Here is a 17,528-nt window from a genome sequence, read left to right on the forward strand (position 1 = left end):
CTCAAAAAAGCTTTAACTGGGCATTTACCCAACGGTCCGGAACTTCACCCCTTTGGGCCGTTTGATAGTCTTGGTAGCTGCAAGGTATGATGGTATCCCGCTCAAACTTCTCCTTGCTCGTCTGGGGCACCTCCATCCACCATTTTGCACTCAACTTGCTCTTGTAAAACACAATCGTCGATGGCTTGGAATCCAGCGAAACCGTATATTTGGTATAATCATTACTCTTGAAGGACAGACTGTCCTTACGGTGATAAAACCCTTCGATAAAATACCAAACCATGGTCGCGATAACGGAGGCCGTCTTAAAACGCCTGTCGTCATAAGACGGTTGGTATCCATAAATCCCAATAGAGCTGAGCTTCTCATTCATCCCCGCAAACCACGCAATCTGACAGGCCTCTTCTGCCGTCAGGCCAAATGGTTGGGCATCACAGGCGCCGGGGGCATCTGCTGATTGGATGGCACAAATGTCAAAACTCAGCAGGTCAGCATTACGGATAAGTGGCTCTACTTCCTTAAAATTATCCCTTAGCTGTCCCAGTCTGACATGATCAAAATACAATTTTTCCATGACATTCACTAGGTCCCGGTCAGTCAAAAAACTCTGATAGGCCAACTGGGTATAGTTAAACAGGAAATTCGGCTGATGCAGGATAATATCTTGCGAATGCACTTCAAAGGGAGCCCCTTCATCATCCATGTCAATTTTAGCATCCACCGTCAGCATGCTGACCAATTTTTTCATACCCTCATAAGAAAGGTACTGCCCTACATCCAAATCATGTGTGCCCCCAATAAAAATGGGCAGTATCTGCTGCTGCATCAACTCCTCACCTACGGTTTTGATACGGATATAGGTTTCCTTAAGGTCCACGCCATTTCGAAGGTTTCCCAAATCGGCAATTTTATAATGGGACAAGCCACGCTTCAACTGAAACAGCTTCCTGCGTACTTCTTGCACGGCTGTATCGATTGAAATTGGATCAGTAGCCCCTCTCGACTCTTCCAAGCCAATGATGGCCACCTGAACCCCATTGAGATCCGGAAACAGTTCACCATGATAGTTGATGTGCTTAAAAAAAGAATTATGCGCATACTGCTGCTGCGTAATCGATTCCGGGATCGGGTCAAAGAATAACTTAAGGTCCATAAATGATAATTTAGTACGGTGAGCGCAAAAACGGCAATCGTCCAACAAAACAGGGACGGTCCCTACTCGTAAACGAGGACTTCGCTCCAAAATTAATCAAAAAAGTCAAGGGGGAATGAAAAAAGGCGCTGCAAATGCAGCGCCTTTTCAACTTAACCACCGAAGTCGTCAAATCTGATATTTTCTTTGGGAACACCCATATCATCCAACAGCTTTAAGACTGCTGAGTTCATCAATGGAGGTCCACACAAGTAATATTCTACCTCGTCTGGCTCTGGATGATCCTTCAGGTAATTATCATATAATACCTGGTGGATGAACCCTACATAGCCGTCTCCTTCCCTATCCTCCAAGCTCTTCTTTATTTTCCAGTTGTCTTCAGGAAGTGGTTCAGAAAGTCCAATATAGAAGCGGAAGTTATCAAAATCCTTCTCGATATCCCTGAAGTGAGGCACATAGAACAATTCTTTCTTAGACCTACCTCCATACCAGTAAGACACTTTCCTATTGGTCTTTTCAGTATGGAAAAGGTGGAAGATGTGCGATCTCAATGGGGCCATACCTGCACCACCACCGATATAAATCATCTCTCTTTCGGTAGGATTAATGTGGAATTCACCATATGGTCCGGAAATTGTCACCTTATCACCTGGCTTACGAGAGAAGACGTAAGATGAACAAACCCCTGGATTTACATCCATCCATTTGTTATTGGCCCTATCCCATGGTGGGGTGGCAATACGGATGGTCAACATGATGATGTTTCCTTCTGCAGGGTGATTGGCCATGGAGTAAGCTCTGAAAAGCTCCTCATCATTCTTCATCACCAAATCCCACAAACCGAACTTATCCCAATCACTCTGATAAACATCCTCCGGGTGCTCCAGTTCTGGATGTGGTGTAATGTCAATATCCTTGAAGTTAACAGTAATTTCAGGAACGTCGATCTGGATATACCCACCAGATTCAAAATCCAATGTCTCTCCTTCAGGAAGTTTCACCTTGAATTCTTTGATAAAGGTGGACACGTTGTAGTTAGACAACACTTCACACTCCCATTTTTTGATACCAAAGATCTCTTCGGGGATGCGAATCCTCATATCCTGCTTCACCTTCACCTGACAGGAAAGTCTTACATTACTTTGTTGCTCGGCCCTGCTGAGGTGCCCTACTTCTGTAGGCAATACTTCTCCACCGCCTTCTTCGACCGTACACTTGCACATGGCACAGGTACCGCCACCGCCACAGGCAGAAGGAAGAAAAATCTTCTGACCACCCAAGGTAGATAGCAACGTGGATCCAGCAGATGCCACCACCGGATTGGACTCATCTCCATTGATGATAATGTTTACATCTCCTGATGCAACCAGCTTAGACTGGGCAAACAGCAGAATAAAAACAAGTAGCAATATGATCAAAGTAAATGCTACAATTGACGTAATAATTACTGAACTCATTTAATAAAGCTTTTTCTAGTTCTCTTTCAGTATATAATGTGCCTTTTAAGGGGCACACAAATATATTTAATATTCCCTAAAATTGCCGTCTGAATGCATAATTTTTAAAGAGAATAATCCTTGCCCGATTATTTCTTCAATAATCTCAGCAAAGTGGACAATCTGGACTTCAATTGTCGTCTGTCTACGATGAAATCCAAGAACCCATGTTCCAGTACAAACTCAGCACTCTGGAATCCTTTAGGCAGGTCTTTTCCGATGGTCTCACGAATAACCCGTGGACCTGCAAAACCAATAAGGGCACCAGGTTCGGCAATGTTAAAATCCCCCAGCATCGCATAAGAGGCTGTCACACCCCCTGTAGTAGGGTCTGTGAGCATGGATATATAAGGAATTTTAGCTTCTGCCAATAATGCAAGCTTCGCAGAGGTCTTTGCCATCTGCATCAAACTGAACCCGGCCTCCATCATTCTGGCTCCACCAGACTTTGATATCATCAAAAATGGAATATTGTTTTTCAGGGAGTGGTCTATGGCCCTGGCGATCTTTTCACCCACTACCGAGCCCATTGATCCGCCGATAAAGCCAAAATCCATACAGGCTACGACAAGGTCTTGACCGTCCAACTTTCCAACGGCCGTTCGGACCGCATCTTTCAGGCCTGTCTTATTGATGGTCGCCTCGATACGTGAGGTGTACGGCTTGCTGTCCACAAAATCCAAGGGGTCACCTGAGATCATGTTTTCATCAAGCTCTTGAAATTCATTGCCATCGAACAATATTTCGAAATACTCCTTAGAGCCTATTTTCACATGATAATCATCATCCGGGCATACATAAGCATTACTCTTCAGCTCCCGCGTGTGAATGATGTTTCCTTTTGGAGTTTTAAACCAGAGTCCATCCGGTGTATCTTTTTTCTCCTTTGTTGAGGTCTTAATACCTGCGTCTTTTCTCTTAAACCAAGCCATATGTTGAAGTTTTGAGGCTGAAAATTTCTTTTCAGGACTACAAATTTATAGGTAATATCCATTAAATAAAACGAAATGTAGCATTCTCCTGATCTTGGCTCAATTTAAGTATTTTTTACCTCTTCCGGTTGGCGCATTAAAACCCGTGCTTTTGGTAAGGAATCAGGATATTTCTCCTGAATATAGGTAATCATTTGCTCCCTCACCAAACAGCGTAAATCAAATGCAGAAGGACTGTCCTTGGCACTCATGAGACAGCGTAGTTCGACGGTACTTTCCTTCACATCGGTCACCTGAAGCACCTGTACCTTTCTGTCCCACAGGTCAGTACTATCCAGGATTTCTTTGAGTTTTGCCTTTAGGTCCGAAACGGGAATCGTATGATCCACATATAAAAATACCGTCCCCCAGATATCCGCTGTATTCCGCGTCCAGTTCTGAAAGGGCTTCTCCAAAAAATAATTAATCGGCAGTACCAACCTCCGCTGGTCCCAAACACAGACCACCACATAGGTAAAATTAATCTCTTCAATCTTCCCCCATTCTCCTTCCACGACGACCACATCATCAATACGGATAGGCTGGGTAAAGGCAATTTGAAAACCCGCCAAAAAATTGGCAATGGACTTTTGGGCTGCCAAACCAATAATGATACCGGCCACCCCTGCTGATGTCAACAACCCTTGCCCAAGCTTCTTGGCCTCATCAAAATGCATCATAATTGCAGAAAAAGCCACAATGAAAACGATGGCCACTATTATTTTTTGGATAAAGGTCACCTGCGTGTAGAGGCTACGCTCACGAAGATTGTCCAGCTTTGCGTAGGAATGGCTGTCCAGAAAAGCGAACTTCAACAACTTGACCAAGGATGTCAAAATCCAAGTGAGGTTGATGATAAACAGGATCTGAAAAATCTTAAATTGGCTAAAATAGGCCCACCCTTCAGGTGAAATATACGGCTCAAGCACTGGGAAAAGCACAAAAAACAACCCCCACTTTATAGAATTGCTCATTTGAGCCATGGCTTTCTCTCCAGCCTGGGAACTCGGCTTGTAGAAGAGTTTGACCACTGGCTTGAAAACAAACCACAGCAATAAGTGCGCTCCCACAAGCAAGGCTAATCCAAGAAGGATAAAATATAGCTTTTCATCCATTTTAGAATATTTTTGGTAAGAAATGAATTTGCTAGGTTACTGGGTTTGACCCTCACAGGCCGGCTGGATACACTGTTAATCAACGCATTCGACTAACAGAAACTTCAGAAGTCAAAATAGATTAATTACATTTGTCGGTTAAATGATATATCGAAAAGATAGACCGCAAACCAACGCTGTCACCACATAATATACAGACAACCAACCATAAATCCAAAGTCACACATGTCCCTCGCCCCGCTCTTACTCCTTGCCGCGATCACGCTCATTGCCGCTTATTTCATATACGGGAAGTTTGTTTTCAAGAAATTTGATATCCGCAACAGCCATGTTACCCCTTCCCACAAATACCAAGATGGAGTAGATTATGAGCCAAGCAGACCCATCGTCGTGTTAGGGCACCACTTCGCCTCCATTGCGGGAGCAGGCCCTATTGTGGGTCCGATCATTGCCGTAACTTTTGGGTGGATTCCAGCGGTAATTTGGATTTTGGTAGGAGGGATTTTTTTTGGTGCAGTACATGATCTGGGCAGTATGGTGGCCTCCCTACGCAGCGAAGGTAAATCCATTGGCACCATCATCAAACAAAATATTGGCCAAAGCGGCAAACAGCTTTTTATGTTATTTAGCTTTTCCACCCTCATTTTGGTGATAGCTGTCTTTGCGGACATCATTGCCAAAACCTTCATCAATAATCCTGGCGTAGCATCTGCATCAATCCTCTTTATCCTATTGGCGATCGTTTTCGGCTTGATCAATAAAATGGTAGCCCATCGAAAAAGCCTGTTTTTACTGACCTCGGTAGTCGGAGTAGGACTGATGTATTACTTCGTTTATTTGGGCATGCAGCTGCCCTTTGAGCTGGACTATAAAGTGTGGCTTTACGTCCTCTTGGCCTATGCCTTTATCGCTTCTGTGACACCTGTATCCTTATTGCTACAGCCACGGGATTACCTTAATAGCTTTCTCCTCTATGGGCTTATCATTTTTGCCGTACTGGGCATCTTTTATGCCAACCCAGACATCAAAATGGACCATCAGATTCACCTGGCTTCTGATAACCTTGGCTATTTATTTCCTGTCCTATTTGTGACCATTGCCTGTGGGGCGATCAGTGGATTCCATAGCTTGGTGGCTTCCGGAACCACCTCCAAGCAGATCGACAAAGAAGGAGATGCCAAAATCGTGGGCTTCGGAGGAATGCTCATTGAATCATTTCTTGCCATCATTTCAGTAGGGGCAGTGATCATTCTTAGCCGGGAAGAATATACCATGGCCTTATCGGCCAAAGGGCCTGTCACAATGTTTTCGGATGGCCTGGGAGCGATGATGGCCAGCCTAGGGATTCCTGAGGAGCTGGCGGTGAGCTTTGTGGCCCTCACGGTGTCGGCCTTTGCACTGACGACCCTTGACACTTGTACCCGGCTGGCACGCTTTACTTTTCAGGAGTATTTTGAAGGTGCAAAGGGCCCCGTTGGAAAAACATTTGCCTCCAACAGATACATCAGCACGAGCATTGTCGTGATACTTTCAATACTCTTGATAAGCTCTGGAGGATTTACGACGCTATGGCCGATATTTGGCTCCGCCAATCAATTACTTGCTGCCCTCGCCTTGCTTGCGGTAGCGGTTTGGCTGATCAAAAAGAACGTAAACGCCACGTTCGTCATCATACCGATGTTTTTCATGTTTACCGTGACCCTCACGTCATTGGGGATATTCGCATGGAAAAATTTTCAGGAAAAAGCCTATATCCTGACCACCATTGCCGGTGGCTTGTTCATACTTTCTGTGGTACTGATCATTCTGGCCAAGAAAAGTTTGGCTTCGCATGCTCCCTTATCTGCCTCCCAAAATTAACCCCTGCTATTCAAGGCATTTTGGATCAGATTTTGCGCTCATTAATTATTGTTATTATCTTAAGTGAAATAATTTATATATCAAATGCATTTTACAAATATTAAAAAGCATTCAAAGGCAAAACATGCATGGCTACTGATTGTCGGAATGTTACTGATCACCACCTCGTGTTTTAAGGATAATGAGGTGGATGAGCGGGTGCAGAGCATCAGGGCAGCAAAACGTCCACCCGGCGTTTCTGCACATGAAATATTATCTTCCGAAACGTATAAAAGTATCAAGCTGGAAATTCACCACATGGAGGGATATCCCCTCAGTTCATCCACGGCTTCCACTGTCATCAATTGGCTGGAAGGCTTGGTAAACAAACCCATGGGCATTCAGCTGGTCACCAAAGCCATCCCCGCAAAAGGGAAAGAAAAATACAGTGTTCAAGACGTTCGCGACATCGAAGATGAAAACAGAACGGCCTATAATACCGGAGAGGAGCTTGGCCTATACATCCTAATCGTAGACGGCTACTTCGAAAAAGATACCGAAACAGAAGCCAGTTTAGGCTTTGCCCACCGAAATACTTCAATTGTCCTGTTGGGCAAGCGGATGGCAGAAAACTCCAACCGCTTGGGCAAACCGGACAAGGACCGACTTGAAATCACTGTTTTGGAGCATGAGCTGGGGCATCTACTGGGACTGGTCAATCTCGGCACAGAAATGACCACTGATCACGAAGACCATGAATATGGCGGGCACTGTGACAATGAAGATTGCCTTATGTACTGGGCAGTGGAAACCAACAACATCTTTAACACCTTAAATCAGCCTATTCCTACGCTGGACGAAAACTGTCGAAACGACCTTAAGGCAAATGGCGGTCGATAACGCCCTAAAATTGCCGTTGACTATGCAATAATGTAAAACTTTTCGAAATGCCTGTATCTCCTTACGCCCCTATCCGATTGCCCGGATCAAGCGATAATAATGAAGTACTTTTACGAGGACATTACAAATGCCTTTCCCTGCAGTCCACATTTCAAATGCGTAGATGATGAATTTGGTTATCAGAACAAGGTTACGCCGCCAAAGCCAACACGCATTTGGTGCCTTTGGGACGTTATGGCATGTTTAATTTACCCGTGGATTCACCATTAACTGGCAGCCCCCAACTTTTCTGCCTGAATAAATTTCTTGCCATTAGCATTAAGGATAAAAACGAAAAAAGGAGCCCAGAATGAGCTCCTTTTTGAATATTGAAATTTGGTGAATCCTACATTAATCTTTCACCTCTTCATAATCGACGTATTCACCGCCTTTGATATCCTTACTTCTTCTTTCATCATAAGACTTTGGCACGTAGTCCACATGTATGTCTCCATCGTCGTTGGCCCTTCGTTGCGCTTGCTCCTGCTCTTTGGCAGCTTGGTTTACCTGCTGGGCAAAGCGTGCCAATTTAGACCTTAGGAAATAACGAACCAGTTGCCCAAGCAACCACCCAACGCCAAGAACTATTAAAAGAAATTTAATCAAAACGATGTAATTTTTGTTGACAATTATCGACTAAGATAAAGGTTTCTCTCTGAGTAAATCTTCAAGAAGTAATCATCCATCAAATCGTCGATGAAGTAAATTGCCTCTCCGGTAGATTTCATCTCAGGTCCCAACTCTTTATTCACGTTAGGGAATTTATGGAAAGAGAAAACCGGCTCTTTGATAGCATAACCTTTTTTGTAAGGTTTAAATTCAAAGTCGGTTACTTTATTTTCACCCAACATCACTTTTACGGCATAATTGACATAAGGTTCTTTGTATGCCTTACAAATGAACGGTACCGTCCTTGAAGCCCGAGGGTTGGCCTCGATCACATACACTTTGTCATCTTTTACCGCAAACTGGATATTGATGAGCCCTTTGGTCTTAAGCGCCAAGGCAATCTTCTCGGTAAAGGTTTCAATTTGCCTCACCACCAAGTCACCCAAATTGTAAGGAGGCAATACGGCATAAGAGTCACCAGAGTGGATCCCTGCCGGCTCAATGTGCTGCATGATACCGATGATGTATACATTTTCTCCATCACAAATGGCATCTGCCTCTGCCTCAATGGCTCCTTCAAGGAAGTGATCCAGCAGAATTTCATTGTCAGGAATATCCTTCAACACTTCCACGACGTGTTGCTCCAATTCTTTTTCATTGATGACAATCTTCATCCCTTGTCCACCAAGAACGTAAGAAGGTCTTACCAACAGTGGGAAGCCAATGGTCTTGCATAGCTCCAACGCCTCATCGGTGCTGTGGATGGTTCCGAACTCAGGGTAAGGGACATCGTTTTCCTTTAACAAGCTGGAAAATTCCCCACGATCTTCGGCAAGGTCAAGGGCCTCAAAGCTGGTCCCCAGGATTTTGATGCCATATTTTTCGAGCTTTTCGGCCAGCTTAAGTGCCGTCTGCCCACCAAGCTGCACGATCACGCCTTCAGGCTTTTCATGCAAAATGATTTCGTAGATATGCTCCCAGAATACCGGCTCAAAATAAAGTTTATCCGCGATGTCAAAGTCCGTCGAAACCGTCTCTGGGTTACAGTTGATCATGATGGTTTCGTAGCCACACTCCTTAGCAGCCAAGACGCCATGAACACATGAATAGTCAAATTCGATCCCTTGGCCTACCCGGTTAGGACCTGACCCCAACACGATCACTTTTTTGCGATCAGACACCTGTGATTCGTTTTCTTCCCCAAAAGAAGAATAATAATAAGGGGTCTGGGCTTCAAATTCAGCGGCACAGGTATCCACCAGCTTATAAACCCGCTTGATTCCCATTTCATCCCTTCGCTTATTGAAAACCTCGCTTTCGAGGCAGCCCAACAGGTGGGCAATCTGCCGATCTGCATAGCCTTTGTGTTTGGCCAGCATCATCAAGTCCTTTGGAATGGTATCCAAGGTGTATTTGTCAAGGGTTATGTCCAAATGAACCAGTTCCTCGATTTGCTTAAGGAACCATTTATCGATCTTGGTAAGATCGTGAATGGTCCTAAAGGAAATGCCCAGCTTAAAGGCATCATAGATATGGAAAAGCCTGTTCCAACTTGGGTGCTCCAAGCTGTACAGGATTTGTTCTTGGTTCTTCAGCTCCTTCCCATCAGCGCCAAGGCCGTTACGCTTGATTTCCAGCGACTGACAGGCCTTTTGCAGGGCTTCCTGGAAGTTCCCTCCAATGCCCATTACTTCACCTACCGCTTTCATGGAAAGCCCTAGACGACGGTCAGATCCCTTGAACTTATCAAAATTCCAGCGAGGGATTTTAACAATCACATAGTCAATGGCCGGTTCGAAAAATGCAGAAGTACTGCCGGTAATGGAGTTTTTAAGCTCATCTAAGTTATAGCCAATGGCCAATTTAGCGGCTACTTTGGCGATCGGGTAACCAGTGGCCTTTGATGCCAAGGCCGATGAACGGGATACCCGTGGGTTAATCTCAATACCAATAATGGTCTGATTGTCTGGGCTTACGGAAAACTGCACGTTACAACCACCTGCAAAATTGCCGATGCCATTCATCATCTTGATGGCAAGATTCCTCATCTCCTGATAAACTGTATCCGGAAGGGTCATGGCAGGCGCCACAGTAATGGAATCCCCAGTATGGACACCCATCGGATCAAAGTTCTCAATAGAACAGATCACGACCATATTGCCCAAACTGTCCCTTAACACTTCCAACTCATATTCCTTCCATCCAAGGATACTTTGCTCAATCAGCACTTCGTGGGTCGGAGAAGCTTTCAGCCCGCTCATCAGGGCATTTTCAAACTCCTCTTCCTTTTCCACAAAACCACCACCAGTACCACCAAGCGTATACGATGGTCTGATCACCAACGGAAAGCCAATTTCTTGGGCGATTTCTTTGCCTTGTAGGAAAGATGTGGCCGTTTTACCAATACAAACCCCGACATTGAGCTCCTCCAAAAGTGCTTTGAATTTCTCACGGTTTTCAGCGGTTTCGATGGCATCGATATCCACACCGATCATCCTGACCTTGAACCTATCCCAGATCCCCGCTTTATCGGCCTCGATGGCCAAGTTTAACGCTGTCTGACCTCCCATGGTCGGAAGTACACAGTCAATATCAGGATGCTCTTCTAAAATTTTTACAAGAGACTTTTTCTCCAGTGGAAGCAGGTAAACATTGTCTGCAGTAACCGGATCGGTCATGATTGTCGCCGGATTGGAGTTGATCAGCGTGACGGTAATCCCTTCTTCTCGGAGGGATCGCGCGGCCTGTGATCCAGAATAATCAAATTCACAGGCTTGGCCAATTACGATCGGACCACTTCCAATAATCAGTACATGTTTAATGCTATTGTCTTTAGGCATGCTTAGAGAGGTTTGGAATAAGAATTTTACTTATGGCTAAATTGGTGCAAAATTAAGTAAAATATTGAAAGTAGCAGGGATTCTCGTAAAAAACATTCCCCTTTCGGGGGATATTTTATATCCATTGTCCACGTCCGATCAAAACAATTCAAGGCCAAATCGTTACTTCTCCCACTAAAATTCCACCATACAAGCTCAAAAGACCACTTTAACCAAACCCGTAAGGTAATGATGCCATGATCATCCCCATGCGTATGCGGCAAAGATTTCTGCTGCCTTGGCCGGAATGGGCGAGGCATCCAAGCCTAAATGTGGAGCATAAAAATCCGCAACGATAGTCCAAAAAAACATCATCACGGATAAATAGAATTCCTACAACGTCCCAAAGACACCAAGTGCATGTTGGTCCTGCATTAAAAGGAACATATAATTGCTTAGTGCCTTGGTGGCGATAAACAAAGAAACTTATCACTCCTCAAGCCTTATCGGGGAAACCTCTTCATGGCCAAAGGCAAGTCATTGGTAAAATTTAACTTCATGGCAAGCCACGGCTAAAAGGGATGAACACAGATTTGCATTGGTTGAAGCATCCTATCGGTGTTTATTCCTGTATATCTGTGGCCAAACAGAAACCAACGGTGGATCAATCGGAAAAGTTAGGGACTAGCAGTTTGATAAATGGTAAAACCACGGATAGATAAAAATGCTTGATCCATCATCACAACAGTATAAACGATTTTCTCCTGGAAAACTTATCAAAATCCATTTCGGAAAAACATTCTTTAACGTACAGTTACCCTATAAACGCAAAAACGGCTGCTTTTCGTTAGAAGCAGCCGTTCAGGGTTACCAGTAGAGGTAAGGATTAGTTCAATTTATTTTCTGTATCGTCAAATTCTCCGGTTACGGTGCCGTTGTTCCATACATTGCCATACACGGTCAAGGAAGAATCATCCCCCAAGAACTCAAGGGTGCCCCCACTGTTGATGGTCAGGTTACCATAGATCACCAGACTTCCTTCTATTTTCATGGTGCTGTTGATCTGAAGTCCAGTATCTTGACCGTACTGACCCACGACCATGGAACCTCGCATATTAAAAGTCCCCCCAGAGTTTATATTCGCCCAGCCTTTTACGGACAATGATCCGCAGAAGGTAAAGTCGTCATTGACATTCAATCCATCGGCCACCACCGATCCTGAGTATCCCTGAGGCTCACCGGAATTGATATTCATCCAGGTGCTGCCTTTATATGCTGGCAAATCAGTACAGACGTCATCCACGATGTCATCAGCCAGGTTGATCTTTAGGATCTGAAGCCCTTCCAAGCCGGAAGCTACAAACAGGTAATCGTCATTCGCCCTCACGTAGTTTGATGACCCGAACAGGTCCAACACCCCAAGGGTTTCTACTGCCTCGCCAAGCGCTACCGCACTAACACCCGCCGACCCATTGGCCATAAACAAGTGTTTTTCGTTAGTGGTCACAGCATTGGTCACGATTTCTTCTTCTACCAATCCTCCTGAGACCACTGGAATTTGGATTTTGATTTGCTCGGCTCCATTGGACAGGTCATAGATCCCTGCTCCATTGGCACCTTCCGATACTACAAGGGTCTCCCCATGCACATCCATCGTTCGTTTTGCTCCAGAATAATCTTCGCCCAATGAAATGGTGAAGCCTTTGGTCATAGATACCGGATCAAGGGAATTCACCCCTTCTTCACCATCCAGGACAAACAGCTTTCCTCCTCCATAAGTGACAGATCGCAAGTCAGGAAATGCCGCTTGGCCCACCATGGTGGCGTTGGCTTTATCAAACAGCGAAACCGCTCCTTCGGTACCACTGACCATGACCACATGGCCATCGGTGTGCGCCACATCGGTACTTACATAGCCTTCCACGGAAGAAAAGGTAAAATCAGAAGTAAAGTTACCATTTGCGGTATTTACCATGATCAAGTTGGCTGGACCATCTACGCCGTAATCGGCATCCACATCCACCGCTGCGGCGATATATAGTTTACCTTCCACAAAATCCACTGCATTCAAATCTGCATCGGTAAAGATGGCTTGGCTCTTAATCACCGGGTTATGAACATCACTGATATCAAATATATCAATAGCTCCCAAGTACTTAGGCCCTTTGGTATTGTACGTGACATAGGCATAGTTTCCGTCGATATCCACGTGGGTAGCCTGCAGCACGTTTCCATCATGCGTAGGAGCTGCTACTTGGGCAATCAACTCCAACGGCAATGAACCTGCTGGTATTTCCTCGGCATTGATCCGTGCATTTGCAGCCGTTTCGGACGTAATGCCCACCACTCCGGTTTTATCTTTGCTAAATCGCTTACTTAAGGACTCAGCATCACTGTTCAAGAGAATCGCATCATTTCCAGTCCCCGGGACGCCGTCTTCCCTGTTACAGGAAGAAAACACTACAACGGCCACCAAGACCATTATAAGTAATCTATTCTTCATATTAATAGCTTTTTTCTGTGTATAAGTTGATACTTTTAGCTTATGAATGCAAATATAGCACTAAACTAAATTTTTAAACAATTTTCCGAAAATTTCTTAACCAATTGAGCCGCAACAAATTAGTGCGTTCGCACAAACCTGCCCCAAATAAGGGGCTACCATCAAACTAACGGCATTTTTCATAAACAGTTCTGGAAAAATATTTTTTTAAAAAAAATTAAAAATCAAATGAATCAAAGCAAAAAACCTATAAACAAACGTTCCAAAACATAGAAAATTTTCCATTTAATGGAATTAAACCTAAAGAGGTGTCCCCAAATCACCTGTTAGGATCATGAGGACACCTCTATTCACTTCAGTCTGTAGCCTCCTTAAAGAAGAAATCAATAAGGTTCACCTATAAATGCCCGCGCCATTACCGACACTTGATTGCCGTAAAATGAGCGCGTATACATCAAGGCTGATTTATACGTGCAAGGCCCTGTTTTCAGTGGCCGCCAAACAGGCTTCTTTAAAAGCTTCCGTATACGTCGGGTGGGCATGAGACATCCGAGCAATGTCTTCCGCGGAAGCCCTGTACTCCATGGCCACGACTGCCTCTGCGATCATATCTGCCGTTCTGGGCCCAATCATGTGTACCCCCAAAATCTCGTCCGTTTCAGCATCTGCCAATACTTTCACCAGACCATCCGTGTCCATGGATGCCCGGGCACGCCCTGACGCCATAAATGGAAATTTTCCGGTTTTGTACTTGATGCCTTTTTCCTTCAACTGCTCCTCGGAATAACCTACTGCCGCGACTTCCGGCCACGTGTACACCACGCCTGGAATCAGGTTGTAGTTGATATGAGGCTTTTGGCCAGCAAGCTGTTCTGCCACCAACACGCCTTCCTCTTCTGCCTTATGGGCCAGCATGGCTCCCTTCACCACATCTCCGATCGCATAAATATTGTCGGCCGATGTCTTAAGGTGCTCATCCACCTCCACCTGACCACGATCATTCACCTTCACGCCAGCAGCTTCAGGATTAAGCCCCTCGGTATACGGCTTTCTGCCTATCGATACCAATACATAATCTCCTTTCACTTGCACTTCTTCTCCCTTGCTGTTTTCAGCAGTCACGGTAACCTCTTTTGCAGTGCTCTTGACAGCGGTAACTTTATGCTTCAAGTAAAACTCAAAGCCCAATTTCTTGAGGGATTTTTGCAGCTCCTTGCCCATGGTCTTATCCATGGAAGGAATCAGTGAATCCATAAATTCCACCACAGAAACCTTGGCTCCCATCCGCGCATATACAGAGCCAAGCTCCATTCCGATGACGCCCCCGCCTATCACAATCATGCGCTTCGGCACTTCTTTCATTTTCAACGCCTCTGTAGAGGTGATGACCCGCTTCTTATCGATCTCGATAAACGGTAGGGAAGCGGGCTTGGACCCCGTGGCGATTATGATATTTTCACCCGTGATCTCAGTTGACTTGCCATCGTCTTTTGTCACTTTCACGGTATTTTTGTCCACAAAAGAACCGACGCCTTGATGTACATCGATCTTGTTCTTTTTCATCAGGTAAGATATCCCATCCACGTTTTGCTTTACCACATCATCCTTGCGAGAAATCATCTGCTTCAGGTTTACCTTCAGGTCCTTAAGATCGATGCCATGGGTTTTAAAGGTATGGGCAGCGTTGTGATAGTGCTCCGAAGAGTCCAATAGCGCCTTTGAAGGAATACAGCCTACATTCAGACAAGTACCTCCCAGTGTGGGATATTTCTCGACAATGGCTGTTTTCATGCCTAGTTGGGCACCTCTGATAGCGGCCACATAGCCCCCTGGCCCAGATCCGATTACGATTAAGTCGTATGTCATGTTTGTTGGTTTTGAACAAAGTACGAGGTACAATGTACCAAGTACGAAGAATGTGTTATTTTTTAAAGCTCCGCTTAAGTCCAAAGATCATATTATGAATGGTCTCTAAATCCATTGACACTTTCATAAAATCACTTTCCTCTATATAATCTAGTTTATTGGAAATTACTAATTGCGTATCCAACTCAAAGGCTGAGCCCAGTGCAATACCTAGAAACTGATCAAATTCCTTATCGGAATTCCTACCAGCTCCTTCTGCTATATTTGAAGGGATAGAAACAACAGCTCTATTAATTTGACTTATCAACCCAAATTTTTCTTGTTTTGGCAGTCCTTCTGTTATATTATAAACTTCAACAGCTAAATCTATCGCTTTTTTCCAAACCTGAAGTTCTTTGTATCTGTGCATAATAATTACGATAAATTAATGATGATGAAATAAGGAAGTTAGCAAACCTATCTTATAATTTAACAATTATTTTCCACACGAAACGTAGAACAAAATAGCAGTAAGTACTTCGTACACCGTACTTAGTACTTTGTACTTATTTTAGACCCCAAGCAGCAATCTCGCTGGGTCTTCCAGCAATTGCTTCAGTCTAACGAGGAAGCTTACGGATTCACGGCCATCGATGATTCTGTGATCGTATGACAGGGCGATATACATCATGGGAAGGATTTTCACCTCACCATTTACCGCCATTGGTCGTTCCACGATATTGTGCATTCCAAGGATCGCAGATTGAGGTTGGTTGATGATCGGTGTGGACATCATGGAACCAAAGATTCCCCCATTGGTAATGGTAAAGGTACCCCCCGTCATTTCTTCTATGGTTAATTTACCATCACGGGCCTTGGTCGCCAAGCGAACCACCTCTTTCTCCACCTGATCAAATGACAGCGATTCGGCATTTCTGATCACCGGAACCACCAATCCTTTAGGGGCTGATACCGCGATGGACACATCGCAGAAATCATGGTAAATGATTTCATTGCCATCGATTTGGGCATTTACGGCCGGCCATTCCTGTAGGGCTACGCAGACCGCTTTGGTAAAGAACGACATAAACCCAAGGTTTACGTTGTGCTTTTCCTTGAACATTTCTTTATACTGCTTCCTGAGGTCCATGATTGGCTTCATGTTGACCTCATTGAAGGTGGTAAGCATGGCCGTTTCATTTTTGGCCGCTACCAATCGCTTGGAGATGGTTTTACGGAGCGAAGACATTTTCTCCCGCTTCATATTTCGCTCTCCAGCTACTTTAGGAGCTTCGGGTGCCGTTTCTTTTGCTGCTGAAGAGGAAGATTTGGATGCAGCTGGTTTAGGCGCTTGCTTCTGGGCCTTTTCAGCATCCTCTTTCGTGACTCTTCCATCTTTGCCTGTACCTTTTACCTCTTTGGCATCGATACCTTTCTCAGCAAGGATCTTTGCAGCAGCAGGAGAGGCATGACCTTCTGCATAACTTCCGGATCCGCTAGAAGATGCTGACGAGGTACTTTCCTCTTTGGAAGTATCTGCAGTATCATCCGCTTCGGGAGCGTCTCCTTCGACGACTTCGATCTTACAGATCAAGCCTCCGATCTCCAGGGTATCCCCTTCTTCCGCTACCCGTTTCAAAATCCCTTGTGCCTCGGCAGGCAGCTCAAACGTCGCCTTATCAGAATCTACCTCGGCGATGATCTCGTCCATTTCGACAAAATCACCATCTTCCTTCAACCAAGAAGCTAACGTCACCTCGGTAATGGATTCACCTACTGTAGGAACTACCATTTCCTTAACTTCACCTGTTTTACCGGATTTGCTATCCGAAGAAGAACCTTTGGACTCCTTGCTGTCTGCAGGTGCCTCTTTCTTTTCTTCCTTGGCCGGAGCGGCATCATCTGCTGAAGCCTTGGTGTCGATCTCACAAATAACTGCCCCGATTTCAAGGGTGTCACCGGCTTCAGCTTTTACGGTCAATATACCGTCAGCTTCCGCGGTCAATTCAAAAGTGGCCTTGTCAGATTCCAATTCGCAGATCACTTCGTCCATTTCGACGTATTCTCCGCTATTTTTAAACCATTGGCCAATAGTAACCTCAGTAATGGATTCGCCCACAGCGGGGACTTTGATTTCTAAACTCATGGCTTTTTATTTTTCCCCCAAACCGCAAGGTCTAAGGTTAATTTCTAATGATCGATTTAAAATAGTAAAATTAAACCCAAAAATGGCACTGCG

12 protein-coding genes are annotated in these 17,528 nt (G+C 44.8%); 2 read left to right on the plus strand and 10 right to left on the minus strand.

Going from position 1 to position 17,528, the window contains the following annotated elements:
• Position 1: 1 nt before the first annotated feature.
• From ECHVI_RS03685 to ECHVI_RS03700, 4 genes are all read right to left on the minus strand, one after another.
• Positions 2-1,153, minus strand: a complete 1,152-nt coding sequence (locus tag ECHVI_RS03685; protein WP_015264602.1) for a formimidoylglutamase — start codon at positions 1,151-1,153, stop codon at positions 2-4.
• 152 nt (positions 1,154-1,305) lie between these two features.
• Entirely contained in the window at positions 1,306-2,610 is a 1,305-nt protein-coding gene (gene nqrF, locus ECHVI_RS03690; protein WP_015264603.1) for an NADH:ubiquinone reductase (Na(+)-transporting) subunit F, read from the minus strand.
• Positions 2,611-2,738: 128 nt separating this feature from the next.
• Entirely contained in the window at positions 2,739-3,581 is an 843-nt protein-coding gene (gene accD, locus ECHVI_RS03695) for an acetyl-CoA carboxylase, carboxyltransferase subunit beta (protein WP_015264604.1), read from the minus strand.
• Positions 3,582-3,685: 104 nt separating this feature from the next.
• On the minus strand, positions 3,686-4,735 hold the full coding sequence (locus ECHVI_RS03700) for a mechanosensitive ion channel family protein (protein WP_015264605.1): 1,050 nt from the start codon (positions 4,733-4,735) through the stop codon (positions 3,686-3,688).
• Positions 4,736-4,960: 225 nt separating this feature from the next.
• On the opposite strand from ECHVI_RS03700, the gene ECHVI_RS03705 reads away from it, so the two are divergent.
• A complete protein-coding gene (locus ECHVI_RS03705; protein WP_015264606.1) occupies positions 4,961-6,595 on the plus strand; it encodes a carbon starvation CstA family protein in 1,635 nt (544 codons plus the stop codon).
• 84 nt (positions 6,596-6,679) lie between these two features.
• Positions 6,680-7,474, plus strand: coding sequence for a zinc metalloprotease (locus ECHVI_RS03710; protein ID WP_015264607.1), 795 nt, complete (start codon positions 6,680-6,682; stop codon positions 7,472-7,474).
• A 390-nt stretch (positions 7,475-7,864) separates the two neighbouring features.
• Here ECHVI_RS03710 and ECHVI_RS03715 read toward each other — a convergent pair whose 3' ends face one another.
• The 6 genes from ECHVI_RS03715 to odhB form a co-directional block, all read right to left on the minus strand.
• On the minus strand, positions 7,865-8,119 hold the full coding sequence (locus ECHVI_RS03715) for a DUF4834 family protein (RefSeq protein ID WP_015264608.1): 255 nt from the start codon (positions 8,117-8,119) through the stop codon (positions 7,865-7,867).
• Positions 8,120-8,142: 23 nt separating this feature from the next.
• A complete protein-coding gene (carB, locus tag ECHVI_RS03720) occupies positions 8,143-10,962 on the minus strand; it encodes a carbamoyl-phosphate synthase large subunit (protein ID WP_015264609.1) in 2,820 nt (939 codons plus the stop codon).
• Positions 10,963-11,827: 865 nt separating this feature from the next.
• A complete protein-coding gene (locus ECHVI_RS03725; protein WP_015264610.1) occupies positions 11,828-13,444 on the minus strand; it encodes an LVIVD repeat-containing protein in 1,617 nt (538 codons plus the stop codon).
• 465 nt (positions 13,445-13,909) lie between these two features.
• Positions 13,910-15,310: a dihydrolipoyl dehydrogenase gene (gene lpdA, locus ECHVI_RS03730; protein ID WP_041738296.1), complete on the minus strand. Its 1,401-nt coding sequence runs from the start codon at positions 15,308-15,310 to the stop codon at positions 13,910-13,912.
• 55 nt (positions 15,311-15,365) lie between these two features.
• On the minus strand, positions 15,366-15,719 hold the full coding sequence (locus ECHVI_RS03735) for a four helix bundle protein (protein ID WP_015264612.1): 354 nt from the start codon (positions 15,717-15,719) through the stop codon (positions 15,366-15,368).
• A 141-nt stretch (positions 15,720-15,860) separates the two neighbouring features.
• Positions 15,861-17,435: a 2-oxoglutarate dehydrogenase complex dihydrolipoyllysine-residue succinyltransferase gene (odhB, locus tag ECHVI_RS03740; RefSeq protein WP_015264613.1), complete on the minus strand. Its 1,575-nt coding sequence runs from the start codon at positions 17,433-17,435 to the stop codon at positions 15,861-15,863.
• Positions 17,436-17,528 lie beyond the last annotated feature (93 nt).

This window comes from Echinicola vietnamensis DSM 17526 (assembly GCF_000325705.1).
In the GTDB taxonomy this organism is placed as follows: Bacteria; Bacteroidota; Bacteroidia; order Cytophagales; family Cyclobacteriaceae; genus Echinicola; species Echinicola vietnamensis.

Excerpts from the sequence above, each read along its gene's own strand:
- accD (WP_015264604.1), bottom strand. The coding sequence starts at position 3,581 with ATGGCTTGGTTTAAGAGAAAAGACGCAGGTATTAAGACCTCAACAAAG.
- ECHVI_RS03705 (WP_015264606.1), top strand. The coding sequence starts at position 4,961 with ATGTCCCTCGCCCCGCTCTTACTCCTTGCCGCGATCACGCTCATTGCC.
- ECHVI_RS03725 (WP_015264610.1), bottom strand. The coding sequence starts at position 13,444 with ATGAAGAATAGATTACTTATAATGGTCTTGGTGGCCGTTGTAGTGTTT.
- ECHVI_RS03700 (WP_015264605.1), bottom strand. The coding sequence starts at position 4,735 with ATGGATGAAAAGCTATATTTTATCCTTCTTGGATTAGCCTTGCTTGTG.
- ECHVI_RS03685 (WP_015264602.1), bottom strand. The coding sequence starts at position 1,153 with ATGGACCTTAAGTTATTCTTTGACCCGATCCCGGAATCGATTACGCAG.
- lpdA (WP_041738296.1), bottom strand. The coding sequence starts at position 15,310 with ATGACATACGACTTAATCGTAATCGGATCTGGGCCAGGGGGCTATGTG.
- ECHVI_RS03710 (WP_015264607.1), top strand. The coding sequence starts at position 6,680 with ATGCATTTTACAAATATTAAAAAGCATTCAAAGGCAAAACATGCATGG.
- carB (WP_015264609.1), bottom strand. The coding sequence starts at position 10,962 with ATGCCTAAAGACAATAGCATTAAACATGTACTGATTATTGGAAGTGGT.
- odhB (WP_015264613.1), bottom strand. The coding sequence starts at position 17,435 with ATGAGTTTAGAAATCAAAGTCCCCGCTGTGGGCGAATCCATTACTGAG.
- ECHVI_RS03735 (WP_015264612.1), bottom strand. The coding sequence starts at position 15,719 with ATGCACAGATACAAAGAACTTCAGGTTTGGAAAAAAGCGATAGATTTA.
- nqrF (WP_015264603.1), bottom strand. The coding sequence starts at position 2,610 with ATGAGTTCAGTAATTATTACGTCAATTGTAGCATTTACTTTGATCATA.